The sequence below is a fragment of the Tissierella sp. genome (genome assembly GCF_052089545.1).
Classification (GTDB): Bacteria; Bacillota; Clostridia; order Tissierellales; family Tissierellaceae; genus Tissierella_A.
Genome location: NZ_JBQDAA010000003.1, coordinates 21,206 through 37,751 on the forward strand (window position 1 = coordinate 21,206; position 16,546 = coordinate 37,751).

General features: G+C 31.9%; 21 protein-coding genes. All 21 read left to right on the forward strand.

The annotated features are described in order from the left end of the window. Positions 1–21: 21 nt before the first annotated feature. The 21 genes from ACTHW2_RS00740 (at position 22) to spoIIID (ending at position 16,282) form a co-directional block, all read left to right on the forward strand. Positions 22–543, forward strand: a complete 522-nt coding sequence (locus ACTHW2_RS00740) for a chromate transporter (RefSeq protein WP_442261799.1) — start codon at positions 22–24, stop codon at positions 541–543. Positions 544–560: 17 nt separating this feature from the next. Then, on the forward strand, positions 561–1,628 hold the full coding sequence (gene prfA / locus ACTHW2_RS00745; RefSeq protein ID WP_442261800.1) for a peptide chain release factor 1: 1,068 nt from the start codon (positions 561–563) through the stop codon (positions 1,626–1,628). A gap of 55 nt (positions 1,629–1,683) precedes the next feature. Then, positions 1,684–2,727, forward strand: a complete 1,044-nt coding sequence (locus tag ACTHW2_RS00750) for an L-threonylcarbamoyladenylate synthase (RefSeq protein ID WP_442261801.1) — start codon at positions 1,684–1,686, stop codon at positions 2,725–2,727. A 10-nt stretch (positions 2,728–2,737) separates the two neighbouring features. Then, the gene (locus ACTHW2_RS00755) at positions 2,738–3,178 is read left to right on the forward strand and encodes a low molecular weight protein arginine phosphatase (RefSeq protein ID WP_442261802.1); all 441 of its coding nucleotides are present in this window, start codon (positions 2,738–2,740) and stop codon (positions 3,176–3,178) included. A gap of 19 nt (positions 3,179–3,197) precedes the next feature. After that, entirely contained in the window at positions 3,198–3,629 is a 432-nt protein-coding gene (gene rpiB, locus ACTHW2_RS00760; RefSeq protein WP_442261803.1) for a ribose 5-phosphate isomerase B, read from the forward strand. A 49-nt stretch (positions 3,630–3,678) separates the two neighbouring features. After that, positions 3,679–4,308 (forward strand): uracil phosphoribosyltransferase, encoded by a 630-nt coding sequence (upp, locus tag ACTHW2_RS00765; protein WP_442261804.1) that lies wholly within the window; start codon positions 3,679–3,681, stop codon positions 4,306–4,308. A gap of 295 nt (positions 4,309–4,603) precedes the next feature. Continuing rightward, positions 4,604–4,834: an AtpZ/AtpI family protein gene (locus ACTHW2_RS00770; protein WP_442261805.1), complete on the forward strand. Its 231-nt coding sequence runs from the start codon at positions 4,604–4,606 to the stop codon at positions 4,832–4,834. Next, complete coding sequence (locus ACTHW2_RS00775) at positions 4,834–5,217, forward strand: ATP synthase subunit I (protein WP_442261806.1); 384 nt, start codon at positions 4,834–4,836, stop codon at positions 5,215–5,217. Before ACTHW2_RS00770 ends, ACTHW2_RS00775 begins: the two co-directional genes overlap by 1 nt. Positions 5,218–5,268: 51 nt before the next feature. Beyond that, positions 5,269–5,940, forward strand: coding sequence for a F0F1 ATP synthase subunit A (gene atpB, locus ACTHW2_RS00780; protein WP_442261807.1), 672 nt, complete (start codon positions 5,269–5,271; stop codon positions 5,938–5,940). A 29-nt stretch (positions 5,941–5,969) separates the two neighbouring features. Beyond that, complete coding sequence (gene atpE, locus ACTHW2_RS00785; RefSeq protein ID WP_442261808.1) at positions 5,970–6,251, forward strand: ATP synthase F0 subunit C; 282 nt, start codon at positions 5,970–5,972, stop codon at positions 6,249–6,251. Positions 6,252–6,290: 39 nt separating this feature from the next. Then, on the forward strand, positions 6,291–6,806 hold the full coding sequence (gene atpF, locus ACTHW2_RS00790; protein ID WP_442261809.1) for a F0F1 ATP synthase subunit B: 516 nt from the start codon (positions 6,291–6,293) through the stop codon (positions 6,804–6,806). Further along, positions 6,794–7,336: a F0F1 ATP synthase subunit delta gene (locus ACTHW2_RS00795; protein WP_442261810.1), complete on the forward strand. Its 543-nt coding sequence runs from the start codon at positions 6,794–6,796 to the stop codon at positions 7,334–7,336. Before atpF ends, ACTHW2_RS00795 begins: the two co-directional genes overlap by 13 nt. Before the next feature lie 20 nt (positions 7,337–7,356). Next, on the forward strand, positions 7,357–8,859 hold the full coding sequence (atpA, locus tag ACTHW2_RS00800) for a F0F1 ATP synthase subunit alpha (protein WP_442261811.1): 1,503 nt from the start codon (positions 7,357–7,359) through the stop codon (positions 8,857–8,859). Positions 8,860–8,882: 23 nt separating this feature from the next. After that, the gene (gene atpG, locus ACTHW2_RS00805; RefSeq protein WP_442261812.1) at positions 8,883–9,737 is read left to right on the forward strand and encodes an ATP synthase F1 subunit gamma; all 855 of its coding nucleotides are present in this window, start codon (positions 8,883–8,885) and stop codon (positions 9,735–9,737) included. A gap of 19 nt (positions 9,738–9,756) precedes the next feature. After that, the gene (atpD, locus tag ACTHW2_RS00810; protein ID WP_442261813.1) at positions 9,757–11,154 is read left to right on the forward strand and encodes a F0F1 ATP synthase subunit beta; all 1,398 of its coding nucleotides are present in this window, start codon (positions 9,757–9,759) and stop codon (positions 11,152–11,154) included. Position 11,155: 1 nt separating this feature from the next. Beyond that, positions 11,156–11,557, forward strand: a complete 402-nt coding sequence (gene atpC, locus ACTHW2_RS00815) for an ATP synthase F1 subunit epsilon (protein ID WP_442261814.1) — start codon at positions 11,156–11,158, stop codon at positions 11,555–11,557. A 155-nt stretch (positions 11,558–11,712) separates the two neighbouring features. Further along, positions 11,713–12,501 (forward strand): YwmB family TATA-box binding protein, encoded by a 789-nt coding sequence (locus tag ACTHW2_RS00820; RefSeq protein WP_442261815.1) that lies wholly within the window; start codon positions 11,713–11,715, stop codon positions 12,499–12,501. Positions 12,502–12,517: 16 nt separating this feature from the next. Beyond that, a complete protein-coding gene (gene murA / locus ACTHW2_RS00825) occupies positions 12,518–13,783 on the forward strand; it encodes a UDP-N-acetylglucosamine 1-carboxyvinyltransferase (protein ID WP_442261816.1) in 1,266 nt (421 codons plus the stop codon). A gap of 116 nt (positions 13,784–13,899) precedes the next feature. Further along, positions 13,900–14,982, forward strand: coding sequence for a stage II sporulation protein D (gene spoIID / locus ACTHW2_RS00830; RefSeq protein WP_442261817.1), 1,083 nt, complete (start codon positions 13,900–13,902; stop codon positions 14,980–14,982). A gap of 133 nt (positions 14,983–15,115) precedes the next feature. Beyond that, the gene (locus ACTHW2_RS00835; protein ID WP_442261818.1) at positions 15,116–15,976 is read left to right on the forward strand and encodes a peptidoglycan DD-metalloendopeptidase family protein; all 861 of its coding nucleotides are present in this window, start codon (positions 15,116–15,118) and stop codon (positions 15,974–15,976) included. A gap of 51 nt (positions 15,977–16,027) precedes the next feature. Then, complete coding sequence (gene spoIIID, locus ACTHW2_RS00840; RefSeq protein ID WP_442261819.1) at positions 16,028–16,282, forward strand: sporulation transcriptional regulator SpoIIID; 255 nt, start codon at positions 16,028–16,030, stop codon at positions 16,280–16,282. Positions 16,283–16,546 lie beyond the last annotated feature (264 nt).

Below are 16,546 nucleotides of genomic sequence, written 5' to 3' on the forward strand. Positions count from 1 at the left end.
GGTTTTAGAAAGTATTTACAAATGTTTTTAACATTTTTGAAAATAGGTGCATTTACCTTTGGCGGTGGCTTTGCTATGATTCCTATTATACAAAAAGAAGTAGTTGAAAATAAAAACTGGATAAAAGATGAAGAATTCATAGATACTATATCTATAGCTCAATCCTCACCTGGACCTATAGCTGTAAATTCAAGTATATTTTTAGGATATAGGATGGAAGGGCTTCCAGGGGCACTTGTTTGCACTATAGGGACTGTTCTTCCTTCCTTTTTTATAATACTTATTATAGCAGTTTTTTTTACGCAGTTTCAAAACAATCCTATATTTGAAAAAATATTTTTAGGAATTAGACCAGTTGTTGTAGCACTTATATTTTCAGCTGTTTATAAGCTTATTACAAAGGCACATTTAGGATATAAAGATTTAGCTATTGCTATTATTGCAGCATTGACATTGGTTATATTTAGAGTAACAGCTATATATATAATAATTGTAGGAGTAGTAGCAAGGGTGATTTATAATAAATTTAAAAATAAAGAGTAATTTAGTGGAGGATTTTTATGTTAGAAAAATTAGGTTTTATTGAAAAAAAATATGATGAATTAAATCAAAGGATAATGGATCCAGATCTTGTAAAGGATTTAGATGAGTATCAAAGCGTCATGAAAGAACATTCAGATATCGAACCTATAGTTTTTAAGTATAAAGAATATACAAGAATACTAGAAGAGCTAGAAGATGCAAAAGAACTTCTTCATGACAAGCTAGATGATGATATGAATGAGATGGTAAAAGAAGAAATAAAAGGATTAGAAGAGGAACAAGAAACAATAGAAGAAGAACTTAGGCTTCTTTTAATTCCAAAAGATCCAAATGATCACAAAAACGTAATAGTAGAAATAAGAGGAGGAGCTGGAGGAGACGAAGCAGCTCTATTTGCAGGAGTCCTATTTAGAATGTACTCTAGATATGCTGAAAGAAACAACTGGAAAGTTGAAATTATGGATTCCAATGAAATAGGTATAGGTGGATTTAAAGAAGTTATATTTATGATAAAAGGTAAAGGCGCATTTAGTAGACTTAAATATGAATCTGGTGTTCATAGAGTTCAAAGAGTTCCGGAAACAGAGTCAAGTGGTAGGATTCATACATCTACTGCAACAGTAGCCGTTCTTCCTGAAGCTGAAGATGTTGACATAGAAATAGAAGCAAAAGATTTAAAAGTAGATACTTATAGAGCATCAGGAGCAGGAGGACAACACGTAAATACTACCGACTCTGCTATTAGAATAACTCATATTCCAACAGGGATCATAGTATCTTGTCAAGATGAAAAAAGTCAAACTAAAAACAAGGCTAAAGCTATGAAAATTATAAAAACTAGGATATATGATAAAGTCTTAAGTGACCAACAAAAAGAGATAGCTCAAGACAGAAAAGGTCAGGTAGGTACAGGAGATAGATCTGAAAGAATAAGAACATATAACTATCCTCAAACTAGGATAACAGATCACAGGATAAATTATACAGTTAATAAATTTTCTGATTTTTTAGATGGAGATTTAGATGAACTTATAGATGCTCTTATAACTACTGATCAAGCAGAAAAATTACAAGAAAACGCATAATAGGAGAGATGACTTCTCTTCTATTTTTATATAAAAATATGTAAAGAGGTAAAATATGGAGACTAAAATAGTAAAGATAGATAAAGAGGATTTTAAAAAAGAAGATCTATTAGGAGCATCTCAGATTCTTAAAGATGGTGGGGTAGTTGCTTTTCCAACAGAAACAGTTTATGGTCTTGGTGCAAATGGTTTAGACGAAATGGCTGTAAAAAAGATATATAAAGCTAAAGGAAGACCATCTGACAATCCGCTCATACTTCATATAGGAGAGGTAGATCAGTTAGATTCATTAGTAGAAGAAATACCAGATATAGCTTTTAGGTGTATAGATAAGTTTTGGCCAGGGCCTTTAACCATAATCCTTAAAAGATCTCATAAAATTCCAGATATAATAACGGCAGGACTAGACAGTGTTGCTATAAGAATGCCTGAAGAGCCAATAGCACGAGAACTTATAAACTTAGCTAGTCTTCCTATAGCAGCTCCTTCAGCAAACTTATCTGGAAGACCCAGTCCTACAAGTGGAGCACATGTAATAGAGGACATGATTGGTAAGATAGATGTAATAATAGACGGTGGAGATACTGGGATAGGTCTTGAATCAACAGTACTTGATTTATCTGGTGATAGACCTATGATACTTAGACCTGGTGGTGTAAGTTATGAAGAGCTTAAAAAGATTATTCCACATGTGATTGAAGACAGGGCAAATTTAGAAAGTAAGGAAATACCTAAATCGCCTGGACAAAAATACCGTCATTATGCACCAAAAGCTGAGATGATAGTGTTTCAGGGGGAGACAGAAGATATAGTTAAAACTATAAATGAAAGAATAGGAAAGTATATATATGAAGGTAAAAAAATAGGTGTTATGGCAACAGATGAAACCCAGGATAGATATTCTAAAGGAATAATAAAAACTCTTGGAACAAGAAAAGATAAACGATCAATAGCCACAAAGCTTTTTAAAGTTCTTAGAGAATTTGATGAGTTAAATGTAGATATAATACTATCTGAAGGTGTAGAACTTGATGATATAGGAAAGGCTATAATGAATAGAATGATGAAAGCTTCAGGAGGCAACATTGTAAATTGTTAGGAGGAAAAAGGTGAATATACTATTTGTATGTACAGGAAATACTTGTAGAAGTCCCATGGCTGAGGGTATACTTAAAAAGATTACAATAGAAAAAGATTTAGATGTAGATTCTAGATCTGCAGGTATATTTGCTAGTGGGGGAAGTAGTGCAAATGAAAATGCCATTCTTGCTATGCAAGATATTGGAATAGATATAGAGCATCATGTTTCTAAAAATATAAGTGATGAGCTTATAGATAGTAGTGATTTGATCCTTACTATGACAATGGGACATAAGGATCTTTTAATTGAGAGATATCCTAAAAAAAGATATAAGATATTTTTATTAAATGAATATGCATTTGGCCAAGAAAAGGATATAAAGGACCCATATGGTAGAGATAAATTAGAATATGACAAGTCAAGAGATGAAATTTTAAAAGCCGTTGAAAAGATATACGGTCATATATAAAAACATAGGAGGAAAAAAGATGAAAATAGGTATAGGCAGTGACCATGGTGGATTTGAACTAAAAGAATTTATAAAAAAGGAATTTGAAGGAGAGACTGTAGAATTTGTAGATTATGGAACTAAATCTACTGATTCGGTAGATTATCCAGACTTTGGAAAAGCAGTAGGTCAAGCTGTAGTTGCTGGAGAAGTAGATAAAGGAATTGTTATATGTGGTACTGGTATAGGTATTTCCATTGCTACAAATAAAGTAAAAGGTACAAGATGTGCTCTTTGTAATGACTTGTATTCTGCTAAAATGAGTAGAGAGCACAATGATGCAAATGTCCTTGCTATGGGAGCTAGAGTTATAGGGAGTGGAGTTGCTAGTGAAATAGTAAAAATATTTCTAGAGGAAGAATTTGCAGGAGGAAGACATAGCAAAAGAGTTCAAAAAATAAATGAAATTTAAGATATAAATATGATATAATACTAAATGAAAAAATAAGGAGGAATAGTATATGGGAAAAATAACTGTTTTAGATCACCCTCTAATTAAACATAAACTAACTTACATTAGGGATATAAAAACTGGATCAAAGGAATTTAGAGAACTTGTTTCTGAAGTTTCTATGCTTATGGGATATGAGGTAACAAGAGACTTAGAACTTGAAGATATTGAAATAGAAACTCCAATTACAAAAATGATGTCACCAGCATTAGCGGGTAAAAAATTAGGTATTGTACCTATTTTAAGAGCAGGACAGGGAATGGTAGAAGGAATGCTTACCTTACTTCCAGCAGCAAAGGTAGGACATGTTGGACTTTATAGAGATCCTGAAACATTACAGGCTGTAGAATACTATTGTAAAATGCCTCAAGATATCAATGAAAGAAAACTGATAGTTGTAGACCCAATGCTTGCAACAGGAGTTTCAGCTATAGCCGCTATAGATGCTATAAAGAAAAGAGGAGCTAAAAGCATAAAGTTTGTATGTCTAGTATCAGTTCAAGAAGGATTAGACGCTTTACAAAAAGCACATCCAGATGTAGATATATATGTAGCAAGTATAGATGAAAGATTAAATGAACATGCATATATTTATCCAGGTCTTGGAGATGCTGGCGATAGATTGTATGGAACTAAATAGGTAAATAATAAAAAGGCTTAGATTTTCTAAGCCTTTTTATTGTTTTTTGTTTTATTTTAAAAGCTTAAATTTTGACAAAATTACTTAATAACTGTATGTATAATTGAGGGGAAATTAGCTATATTGTCTATAAAAGTTATATAATTATATCCGATATAGTTAAATAAGAATAGGACCTTATATAAAATGAAGTAATTGGTGTTTATTCTTGTAAATATCTAAATCTTTTGATAAAATGAAATATGTGAAAGAAAACGTTTCATAGCAAGTAAAAACTTTTTGAGGAGTGGTCCTGATGAAAAAAAATGATAAAGATAGGAGTGCTCTTAAAAATTTAGCCCTTATTTCACAAATAGGTATATCCATGATTACACCTATATTTTTAGGTATATATATTGGTGGTTGGATAGATAAATGGGTAGGAACAGATGGCGTTTTCATGATTATATTTATGCTTTTAGGTGTAGGTGGAGGATTTATGAATGTCTTTAAGATAACAGGTGCCTTTAAGAATAAAAGGAAGTGATGGTAGAACAAATGAATGATGATATCATTATGAAAGTCTACAGACGAACAGCTATAGCTGGTTTGTTAATTATTGGCTTTATGTTTTTTTTATTTAAAAACCCAAAACCTATAGCGTTGGGATATTTATTTGGAATACTTATTAGTATCTTATCTTTTAAGCTTTTAGAAAGCACTATAAATAGGGCTGTAACAATGACACCTAAAGGTGCTAGGAGTTATACTATTAAGCACTATATGATTAGATCTGTGATATATCTAATAGTACTGATGATATCTATAGTAGCTGATTATTTGAATTTTCCAGCTACTGTATTAGGTCTTTTAATGGTGAAATTTACTATAGTAGTTTCTAATATTATAGATAAAGACTTTACAAAGTAAATCTGAATACTCATATTAAAAGTATAATTTTATTTTGGAAGGAGGAATATTTTGGAGCTATTAATAACAATAGGTGGAAACGAGATAATAATTCATGACAGTATAATAAATACAGTTTTAGTAGTTATAGCACTATCTATACTTGCTTTTTATGTAAATAAAAAGATAAAGACTGCAGATGTAAATGAAAAACCTACAGGTTTTTTAAATATCATTGAGATGTTAGTAGAAGCTGTCAATGATTTAGTTAGAACAAATATGGGAGAGAAAAATATGAATTTTGCACCCTATATTTTCACTCTTATGTGTTTTTTAGGTATTGCAAACCTACTAGGACTTATAGGACTTACACCACCTACTTCCGATTACAGTGTAACACTTACTTTAGCTCTTATTACATTTTTTGCAACACAGATTATGTTGTTTAAAACTAGGAGAGGACTTGGAGGGTATCTAAAAAGTTTTACTGAACCCTTTGTTTTACTGACTCCTATAAATGTGATAGGAGAACTTGCAAATCCAGTATCATTATCTTTCCGTTTGTTCGGAAACGTATTGAGTGGTGGTATAATAATGACATTATTATACGGTGCATTAGGTTATTTTGCTCCTATATTTACACCAGTTATGCATGGTTACTTTGACATATTTGCAGGACTTTTACAGACATTTATATTTGGTATGTTAACTATGATCTTTATTGGTGGAGCAACAGAGGAATAAATTATAATAATTTAAAGGAGGAAATGAAAATGGAAGGAATAACAAGTGAAGCTTTTATATTAGGATGTTCAGCAATAGGTGCAGGACTTGCCATGATAGCAGGTATAGGTGCTGGTATTGGTCAAGGTAATGCAGCAGGTAGTGCATGTGAGGCTGTAGGTAGACAACCAGAAGCACAAGGAGATATTACAAGAACAATGCTTCTTGGTCAAGCGGTAGCAGAGACAACTGGTATCTACGGATTCGTAATAGCCTTAATATTACTATTCTTGAGACCGTTATTAACAGTATATGCAACTTTAGGACTATAATTTAAGTATAGGTTTTACCTTTACTAAGGAGGTTAGCAGATGGGAGATATTAAAGTATTAGTCTTGCCACAACTAGTACCTATGCTTATTATTTTAGTTTCTGTTTTTATTCTATTTATGATATTAAAGAAGTTTCTTCATAAACCAGTTACAGAATTTATACAAAAGAGACAGGAAAATATTGAAACTGATATAGAAGATGCTAAGATTTTAAAACAAGAAGCTATAGATTTAAAAGCTGAGTATGAAGATAGAATAGAAAAAGCAAAACTAGAAGGCCAAGAGATAGTTGAAAGTTCTAGAGTTAGGGGTACTGAGTTAGAAAAGACTATGTTAGAAGATGCTAAAAAAGAATCAGAAAAAATACTAGAAAGAGCTAGGATACAGATAGCTCGTGAAAAAGAAAAAGCATATGATGATGTTAAAAAGTCTGCAGGAGAGATGGCAATACTTATTGCAACAAAGATTATGGAAAAAGATATAGATTTAGAAAACCAAAATATCTTAATAGATAAATTTATAGATGAGGTAGGTAGTTCTAAATGGCAGAATTAGTAGGTAAAAGATATGCCTCATCTCTATTTGAAGTTGGACTTGAATTGGAAAATATAGAGGAGTTTCACAGTCAGCTAGAATTTATAAAAGAAACTCTTATTTCAGAAGAAAAACTTTTACAAATACTAGAACATCCAAGGATTGCTAAGAATGAAAAAAGAAAATTAGTAGAATCTATATTTAAGAAAAATATATCTAAAGAAGTTTTAAATTTTCTATATGTAATTATAGATAAAAAAAGAGAGAGCAGTATTATGGATATAGTAAAAGAGTATAATACTCTTTTTAAAGAATATAAAAATATATTAGATATAGAAGCTGTAACGGCAGTTGAAATGGAAGAATCTTCTAAAAAGCGATTACGAGCTGTATTAAAAGATAAATTTCATAAAGAAGTTCGTCTTTCAAACTTAGTAGATCCTTCTATTATAGGAGGAGTGCTTTTAAGAATGGATGAAAAGATAATTGACTCTTCAATTAAGAGTCAACTTAAAGAAATGGAAAGTATCATAAAAGATGTATCATTATAGAGAGATTGAGGTGAAAAAATTTGGAGTTAAAACCAGAAGAAATAAGTTCAATTATAAAAGAGCAAATTAAAAAATATGAGAATAAACTAGAACTTGTAGATGTGGGTACTGTAATCCAGGTTGGAGACGGTATTGCAAGATTACATGGACTAGAAGGTTGTATGGCTGGAGAACTTATAGAATTTCCAGGCGATGTATATGGAATGGCTCTAAACTTAGAGGAAGACAACGTAGGTTGTGTACTTTTAGGATCTGATAAAGATATAAAAGAGGGAGACACCGTAAAAAGAACTGGTAGAATAGTAGAAGTACCAGTAGGAAATGCTCTAACAGGTAGGGTTGTAAATGCCCTAGGTCAACCTATAGATGGAAAAGGAAGTATAAATACTAATAAGTTTAGCCCTATAGAAAAAATAGCACCTGGTGTTATAACTAGAAAAAGTGTACATGAACCACTTCAAACTGGAATAAAAGCAATAGATGCATTGTTCCCGATTGGTAGAGGGCAAAGAGAGCTTATAATAGGTGATAGACAGACAGGTAAAACTGCAATTGCAATAGATACTATTTTAAACCAAGCAGATCAAGATGTTATGTGTATATATGTAGCGATAGGTCAAAAGAGATCTACCGTAGCACAAATTGTAGAAGTCCTACAACAAAGAGGAGCAATGGACTATACTATAGTTGTTTCAGCTACAGCAAGTGAACTTGCACCGCTTCAATACATAGCTCCATATGCTGGAATCACTATGGCAGAAGAGTTTATGGCTCAAGGTAAAGATTGTTTGATAGTATATGATGACCTTTCAAAACATGCTACAGCATATAGATCCATGTCACTTCTTTTAAGAAGACCACCAGGAAGAGAAGCTTTCCCTGGAGATGTATTCTATCTTCACTCAAGACTTCTTGAAAGAGCAGCAAAGCTTAATGAAGAAAATGGAGGCGGCTCAATAACTGCCCTTCCTATAATAGAAACTTTAGAGGGAGATATCTCAGCTTATATACCAACTAACGTTATATCTATAACTGATGGGCAAATATTCTTAGAGACAGATCTTTTCTTTGCAGGGCAAAGACCGGCTATAAATACTGGACTTTCTGTATCAAGAGTAGGTGGAGATGCTCAAATAAAAACTATGAAAGCTATAGGTGGTAAACTTAAGCTATCCATAGCTGAATATAGAGATTTAGTAGCATTTTCTCAATTTGGATCAGATCTTGACCCGGAAACTCAAGCCAGACTTAGTCACGGTGAAAGACTTATGGAAGTTTTAAAACAGGCTCAATATAGCCCTTTAAATGTTGAAGATCAAGTAATAATATTATATGTAGTTACACATAATCTTTTAAAAGATATACCAGTAGATCAAATCTCATTATTTGAAAAAGAGTTCTTGGATTTTGTTCATAATAATTATCCTGAAACGGTAAAAATGATAAGTGAAAGAGAAGGACTAGATGATGAAATAAGAGAAAATATAAAAAAAGCTATAGAAGAATTCAAAAAGAGCTTCTAGTTTAAAAAAATGGAGGTGATAGTTTGGCACAATCCACTAGAGAAATTAAAAGGCGTATAAAAGGGATTGGAAGTACTAAACAAATCACAAAAGCTATGGAACTTGTATCTTCTGCAAAGATGAGAAAAAGAAGGATTATGTTAGATAAGACAAGACCTTATTACAACACTGTTTTAGAAAATATAAAAGAAGTATTGGAAAATGTAAATGTAAATCATACACTTTTAAAACAAAGAGAAGTGAAAAATGCATTATATATTATAATAAACGGTGATAAAGGCCTTGCTGGAGGATACAATTCAAATATAAATAGACTTATACACAAAAAATTTAAAAATGATAAAGACTCCATTTCTTTAATAACAGTTGGGGCGAAGTCTAAAGACTTTTTCAAAGGTAGAGATTATAATATAATAGAAAGTTTTGTAGGAATATCTGAAGATCCAAAATTTACTGATGCTAAAAAAATTGGTAATTTAGCTATGGAACTATTCAAAAAGGAAGAAGTAGATGAGATAAATGTAGTATATACTGATTTTATTACTACACTTAGCTATAAACCTACAATTTTAAAGCTTTTACCTAGTGAAAAAATAAAAAAAGAAGACAGTGGACCTACTACAATAGTAGATTTTGAACCTACCCCTGAAGAAGTATTGGAGTTTTTAATACCGAAATATATTGAAAGTAGTATTTTTGGTGCTCTTATAGAAGCATCAACAAGTGAACAAGCTGCAAGAATGACAGCTATGAGCGCTGCTACTGACAATGCAAATGATATAATAGACGAATTAAATATGGAATATAATAGAGCTAGACAATCAGCAATAACTATAGAATTATCTGAAATTGTTGCTGGAGCAGAAGCATTAAAATAATAGAGGAAGGAGTGAGCAAATGGAACGTTCAGTAGGAAATATAGTACAAGTAATTGGACCGGTAGTAGATATACGTTTCGACGAAGAAAGTCTTCCCGAGTTATTAAATGCTATAGAAATAGAAAAAAATGATGAAACAATAATAGTTGAAGTGGCACAACATCTTGGAGATGATACAGTAAGATGTATATCTATGGGAGATACAGACGGTCTAATTAGAGGAATGGAATGTAGAGATACGGGAAGCCCAATAACAGTTCCTGTAGGAGATGAAACTTTAGGTAGAATGTTTAATGTCCTTGGAGATGCTATAGATGGCAAAGATAATCTTAAAGATGTAGAAAACTTACCTATTCATAGAGAAGCACCTTCTTTTGAAGAACAAGCTACTACACAAGAGATATTTGAAACAGGTATAAAAGTAGTAGACCTTATGGCACCTTATGCTCAAGGTGGTAAGGTAGGTCTCTTTGGAGGAGCAGGTGTTGGTAAAACAGTACTTATCCAAGAGCTTATAAATAATATTGCTACTTTACACGGAGGAATCTCTGTATTTGCTGGAGTAGGAGAGAGAACAAGAGAGGGAAATGACCTTTATTATGAGATGATTGAATCTGGAGTTATAGACAAAACAGCTCTAGTATTTGGTCAGATGAATGAACCACCTGGAGCTAGGATGAGAGTAGCCTTAACAGGACTTACTATGGCAGAATATTTTAGAGACCAGGCAGGTCAAAACGTTCTTTTATTTATAGATAATATATATAGATTTACTCAAGCTGGTTCAGAAGTATCAGCACTTTTAGGTAGAATGCCTTCAGCAGTAGGTTATCAACCAACCCTGGCTACAGAAATGGGACAGCTACAAGAGAGAATCACATCTACAAAGAAAGCTTCAATAACTAGTGTGCAAGCAGTTTATGTTCCAGCTGATGACCTTACAGACCCGGCACCAGCTACAACATTTGCGCATTTAGATGCTATAACTGTTCTTTCACGTTCTATTTCAGAACAAGGATTTTATCCAGCTGTAGACCCATTAGAGTCTTCATCTAGGATGCTTTCCCCTGCTATAGTAGGGCAAGAACATTATAATGTAGCAAGAGAAGTTCAGGAAATCTTACAGAGATATAAAGAGTTGCAAGATATTATAGCAATACTTGGTCTTGACGAACTTTCAGAAGAAGATAAGCTGATAGTTTCAAGAGCTAGAAAAATTCAAAGGTTCTTAACACAACCATTCTTTGTTGCAGAAACATTTACAAGTATTCCTGGTTCATATGTATCTATAGCTGATACAGTGAGAGGTTTCAAAGAAATATTAGAAGGAAAACATGATGATGTTCCAGAAACAGCTTTCCTTATGGTAGGAACTATCGAGGAAGCTTTAGAAAAAGCTAAAAAGGCGGAAGATTAATATGGCTGGAATTCATCTAGATATAGTAACTCCTGATAGATCATTCTTTAGTGAAGACATAGATAGTGTTATAGTTAGAGGATTAGAGGGAGATTTAGCTGTTTTAAAGGGAAGAACTCCTATAGTTACCCCTTTAAGAATTGGAAAGGTAAGAATATTCCAAGATGATACTGAAAGAATAGCTACAGTATCAGATGGATATATTTCTGCAGTAAATGATAATGTGACTATAGTTACAGACGCAGCAGAATGGCCTGAAGAAATAGATATAGATAGAGCAGAGGCTGCTAAAAAAAGAGCTGAAGAAAGACTCGATAAGTCAGAAGATGTTGATTTTGTGCGTGCAGAAGCTGCTTTAAAAAGATCTATAAATAGATTAGAATTATCAAAATATAGAAGATAAATAATAAAAAATAAATATTATAAAAGTGTATAAAAAGTATCCTTCCTAGTCAATACTTATAGTATAAGGGAAGGGTACTTTTTTATTGTGATGTTTTGTCCCCCTTTACATTAAATAAAAAGACTCCTTCCCTAATTAATACTAGGAGGATTAATATGAAAAAAACAATTATATTTGGACTTATTTTAATTTTAATGCTACCATTTTTCTCAAAGGCAGATAACTCAAAGGATGACTTAGATGTATTAGAGGAAATCTTATACGATTTAGAAGGTCAACCTACAGAAGTAGATATAGCTTTTAATGGTGTTATAGATGATAAGTTTTTAGGAGAAAAAGATATAAGTAAATTAGGAGAAAAGTTGATATCGGAAATTGGACTTGTTGGCGAAGAGGTAGATCCATTTATATTACAAGAAATTGATTTAAATGAATATTATTCCAAAATGATAATATTTGAAGATAATTTTAGTCAAATAAATTATGATGGCTATGATATCGATGAAAACAAGATTTCTATAAATCTAAACTCATATTTAGATGAAGAAATGGATAAAGGCGAAACTACACTTTCTATAAGTATTATAAAAAATGATTGCTTTTTTGAAAAAAATGATATAATAGATAAAATAGAAGATATATACAAAGAGTTTAATTGTGAAGTAGATGTAACATCTTGCTTAATAGGTAAAATTGAAGGATTATCTAGTAAAGGAGACTATGTGGACAAGCTAAATGATTCTTTAGAAAATATAAAGGGAAATATAGTAGATGAATTTTCAGAAGAACAATTTTCATCTTATACAATATATAGCCCATTAATTGAAAACTATTTGACAATAAATAAAAAAAAGATTAACATTAACCTATCAATGAGGTATAATAGAGATGAAGATTATACATACCTGTGGATAGGTACGCCTATTATAACAGCAGGATATTAAAGTAGGGGGAGATAATTTGGAAATAATAGTAGTAGAGAAGAGCCCTCCATTAAAAGGAAATGTAAGAATAAATGGAGCAAAAAACTCTGCACTTCCTATAATAGCAGCATCGTTATTAGGAACTGAAGATATAATATTAAAAGATGTACCAAACCTTAGAGATGTAGGGATAATATGTGAGGTTTTAAGAACACTAGGATCAGAAGTAGAATTCTTAGATAAACATACTATAAAAATAAATTCAAATAATTTAAATAATTATAAGACTAGATATGACCTTATGAACAAAATGAGGGCTTCTTTCCTTGTAATGGGACCATTGTTAGCAAGACTTGGAAAAAGTCAAACTTCACTTCCAGGAGGATGTGCTATTGGAACACGCCCAATAGATTTACACCTAAAGGGTTTTAAAGCACTGGGAGTTGATACAAATACAGAACATGGAAGTATTGACGCTGTAGTAGAAAAACTTTTAGGTGATAAAATATATCTAGACTTTCCATCAGTTGGTGCTACAGAAAACATTATGATGGCAGCTACTATGGCTGAAGGAGAGACCATTATAGAAAATGCTGCTATGGAACCGGAAATTGTAGACTTGCAAAACTTTTTAAATAAACTAGGTGCTAAGATAAAAGGTGCAGGAACTAGTACCATTAAAATAAAAGGTGTAGAAAAATTGGGTGGTTGTACTCATAGAATTATCCCAGATAGAATAGAAGCAGGAACATTTTTAGTGGCTGCAGCTATAACTGGAGGAGATGTTATAGTAGAAAATGTCATAGCAAGTCATATAAAGCCTGTAATTGCAAAATTAAAAGAAACAGGTGTGGAAGTAATAGAAAACGAAGATACTATAAGGATAATATCAAATGGAGAGCTTAAGCCTATAGATGTTAAAACACTTCCTTATCCTGGTTTTCCAACAGATATGCAGTCTCAATTTATGGCTATGTTGACACTTGCTAAGGGAACTAGCCTTGTTGTAGAAACTGTATTTGAAAATAGATTTATGCATGTAGATGAACTTAAAAGAATGGGTGCCAATATAAAAATAGATGGTAAATCTTGTATTATCCAAGGAGTAAAAGGCCTTACGGGTTCACGTGTAAGAGCTACTGATTTAAGAGCTGGAGCTGCTCTTGTATTGGCAGGACTTGTGGCTGACGGGAAAACAGAAATAGAAGATATATATCATATAGAAAGAGGATATGATAATATAGAAGAGAAATTTACAAATCTTGGTGCTAAAATATATAGAAAAACAGTTGAAGAAGATTAAATCTTAAAGATTAAGAATGAAAATATAATATTTTCATTCTTTTTTTATGTCCTCAAGTCATAAATACACATATATTTGAATAAGAATATATATATTAAGTTTATAAGGGGGAGAATATGAAACGACTTGGAGGATATTTACTTATAGTACTTACCATAACAGTTCTTATTCCATCAGCAATAGCTAAAAGTGTAGATATTGTAAGTGTTAAAAGTGTTTCAGAAGGAATAGGATTTGAAGAGGAAGATAGTCAGAAAATAGCACAAGATAAAATGGAAAAAGAGGCAAAAACTATTGAAAAGGTCAGTGTTCCTTTAAAAATAGGGAAAAAAGAATTTGAATATATAAATATATACAATGAAAAGAAGGAAAAAACTGAAAAAATTATATTGGACGAATATATAAAAGGAGTAGTTGCAGCAGAGATGCCTGCAAGATTTGATATTGAAGCTCTAAAGGCTCAAGCTATAGCAGCTAGGACATATGCTATAAACAAGAGCATAAGATTTGAAAAAGGCCATCCTAATCATTCGGGGGCTCCACTTTGTACGGGCGTACATTGTCAAGCATATCTATCTTTAGAAGATTTAAAAAAGGTTCACGGGGAAAAATGGATAGATGATTATTGGGACAAAATAGAAGAAGCTGTAGATACTACAAAAAACCTTGTAATTATGTACAAAGGAGAAATAATAGAACCCTTATATCACTCTACAAGTGGAGGTATGACAGAGGACTCAATGAATGTATTTGCTACTAATTCACCTTATTTAAAAGCGGTAGAAAGTCCAGGAGAAGAAGATGCACCAAAATTTAAAGATATAAAAACTATAACTAAGTCTGAGTTTGTAAAATTATTAAATTCTAAATTTCCTAAAGCAAAGCTTAAAGAAGAAGATTTTTTAAATAAAATAAAATTAGTAGAAAAAACATCAAGTGGTAGAATAAATAAATTGTCTCTAAATGGTATAACGGCTGAAGGTAGGGATATAAGAGATATATTTGAACTAAACTCTACTAATTTTAAAATTACTTTTGATGAAAAGTCAGGTCTAATAGAAATAGAAACACATGGATATGGACACGGTGTAGGAATGAGTCAATGGGGTGCAAATGTGATGGCTAAAGATGGGAAAAACTTTGAAGCGATATTAGAACATTATTATTCAGGTATAGAAATAAAAAACACTTCTAAATAGACAATTTCAATAGTAAGATAAAGTTCCTTTATTACTATGAAAAAGATATAACTTAATAAGTTATATCTTTTTTAATTTTTTGAGGTATTAAAAATAGTGAACTGGAAATAATAGGTACTAGAGGTGATAGAAGATGAAAGAAAAAATATTTAAATTTGTAAAAGAAAATGGATTCCTATTATTTCTATTTTTATGTGTTGGGGTTGTTGCTTTTAGTACGATTTACGTAGTAAATAAAGATTCTAATTCAAAAGGGAGAAATCTTTTAAGTCAAGAACAAATGGAAGATATTCCTAATCAGTTAAATGAAAAAGATGTTAAAAGAAATAAACCCAATACTAAAAAAGATGAAATAGCCAAAGAAACTCCAAAAAAAGAAACTCCACCTAATGAGGAAAATGTTAAAGAATCCAAAGAGGAAGCTCCTAAAAAGGAAGTTTCTAAAAAGGAAAACCTAGACTCTAATAAAGAAAAGAAAGAGTCCAAGCCTAAAGAGACTGAAAGTTCCAAAGAAGAATTAGCTCAAGAAACATTTTCGCAAGGGAATGCTCAAAAAGAGACACCCCAAAAGAAAAGTAAAGAAAGTCACAAAGGTTTTATTATGCCTATAAAAGGTGAGATAATGACTGAATTTACGGAAGATAGTTTAATCTACTCCGAAACATTAGATGAGTGGAGAGCACATACGGGGATAGATATTGCAGCTGAAACAGGAACAAAGGTTGTAGCACCTTTAGATGGAACAGTAAAGGAAATAATAGAAGATCCACTATGGGGCAAAGTAATAGTACTGGATCATGGAAATGGACTTCTTACAAAGTTTGCAAATCTAGGAGATACAAAGATGGTAAAGAAAGGACTGGATGTAAAAAAAGGAAACCATATAGCTGTAGTTGGTAAAACAGCAGATATAGAAATGTTAATGCCTAGTCATTTGCATTTTGAGACTATTAAAAATGGTAAATCTGTTGATCCTCGTTCTATTCCCCAGTAAAAATGCATAAGTATAGAAATATATACCCAAAATCAAGAGGGGGTTATTGTATTGAAAGATTATATAGAGGAGAGAACTTTAGAAATAGCGAAGTACATATTAGATGAAAAGGCTACTGTAAGGCAAGCCGCAGGTGTTTTTGGAGTAAGTAAAAGCACTGTTCATAAAGATGTAACTGAGCGCCTACCAAAGATAAACCCTCTTATAGCATCAATGGTAAAAGAAATTTTACAAACTAATAAGGCTGAAAGGCATATCAGAGGTGGTGAAGCAACCAAAAATAAATATATAGCCACAAATGAATAATAAATATTTTATAAAGCTATATTTTTAAAAACTAAAGAACTAAAAGACTAGTAAGGTAATATGCTCCCTTTTGATAGATAGATTGAAGTAAAAATCTGTTATTAAAGGGGAGCATATTTTGTGAAAAACAAGTATATTTATAATCAACTAATCAACATAAAAAAGCAGCCATTGAATATTAATATTCAATGGCTGCTTTTGTCGATTCTTTATGGTCGGGGTGAGAGGATTTGAACCCCCGGCCCCATGGTCCCAAACCACGTG

Bases quoted from the DNA above. Each gene is read 5' to 3' on its own strand.
- ACTHW2_RS00775 (WP_442261806.1), top strand. From the start codon at position 4,834: ATGGTAGAACAAATGAATGATGATATCATTATGAAAGTCTACAGACGA.
- ACTHW2_RS00740 (WP_442261799.1), top strand. From the start codon at position 22: ATGTTTTTAACATTTTTGAAAATAGGTGCATTTACCTTTGGCGGTGGC.
- atpC (WP_442261814.1), top strand. From the start codon at position 11,156: ATGGCTGGAATTCATCTAGATATAGTAACTCCTGATAGATCATTCTTT.
- ACTHW2_RS00835 (WP_442261818.1), top strand. From the start codon at position 15,116: ATGAAAGAAAAAATATTTAAATTTGTAAAAGAAAATGGATTCCTATTA.
- atpE (WP_442261808.1), top strand. From the start codon at position 5,970: ATGGAAGGAATAACAAGTGAAGCTTTTATATTAGGATGTTCAGCAATA.
- atpF (WP_442261809.1), top strand. From the start codon at position 6,291: ATGGGAGATATTAAAGTATTAGTCTTGCCACAACTAGTACCTATGCTT.
- atpD (WP_442261813.1), top strand. From the start codon at position 9,757: ATGGAACGTTCAGTAGGAAATATAGTACAAGTAATTGGACCGGTAGTA.
- ACTHW2_RS00795 (WP_442261810.1), top strand. From the start codon at position 6,794: ATGGCAGAATTAGTAGGTAAAAGATATGCCTCATCTCTATTTGAAGTT.
- ACTHW2_RS00820 (WP_442261815.1), top strand. From the start codon at position 11,713: ATGAAAAAAACAATTATATTTGGACTTATTTTAATTTTAATGCTACCA.
- prfA (WP_442261800.1), top strand. From the start codon at position 561: ATGTTAGAAAAATTAGGTTTTATTGAAAAAAAATATGATGAATTAAAT.
- upp (WP_442261804.1), top strand. From the start codon at position 3,679: ATGGGAAAAATAACTGTTTTAGATCACCCTCTAATTAAACATAAACTA.
- ACTHW2_RS00770 (WP_442261805.1), top strand. From the start codon at position 4,604: ATGAAAAAAAATGATAAAGATAGGAGTGCTCTTAAAAATTTAGCCCTT.
- rpiB (WP_442261803.1), top strand. From the start codon at position 3,198: ATGAAAATAGGTATAGGCAGTGACCATGGTGGATTTGAACTAAAAGAA.
- ACTHW2_RS00750 (WP_442261801.1), top strand. From the start codon at position 1,684: ATGGAGACTAAAATAGTAAAGATAGATAAAGAGGATTTTAAAAAAGAA.
- spoIID (WP_442261817.1), top strand. From the start codon at position 13,900: ATGAAACGACTTGGAGGATATTTACTTATAGTACTTACCATAACAGTT.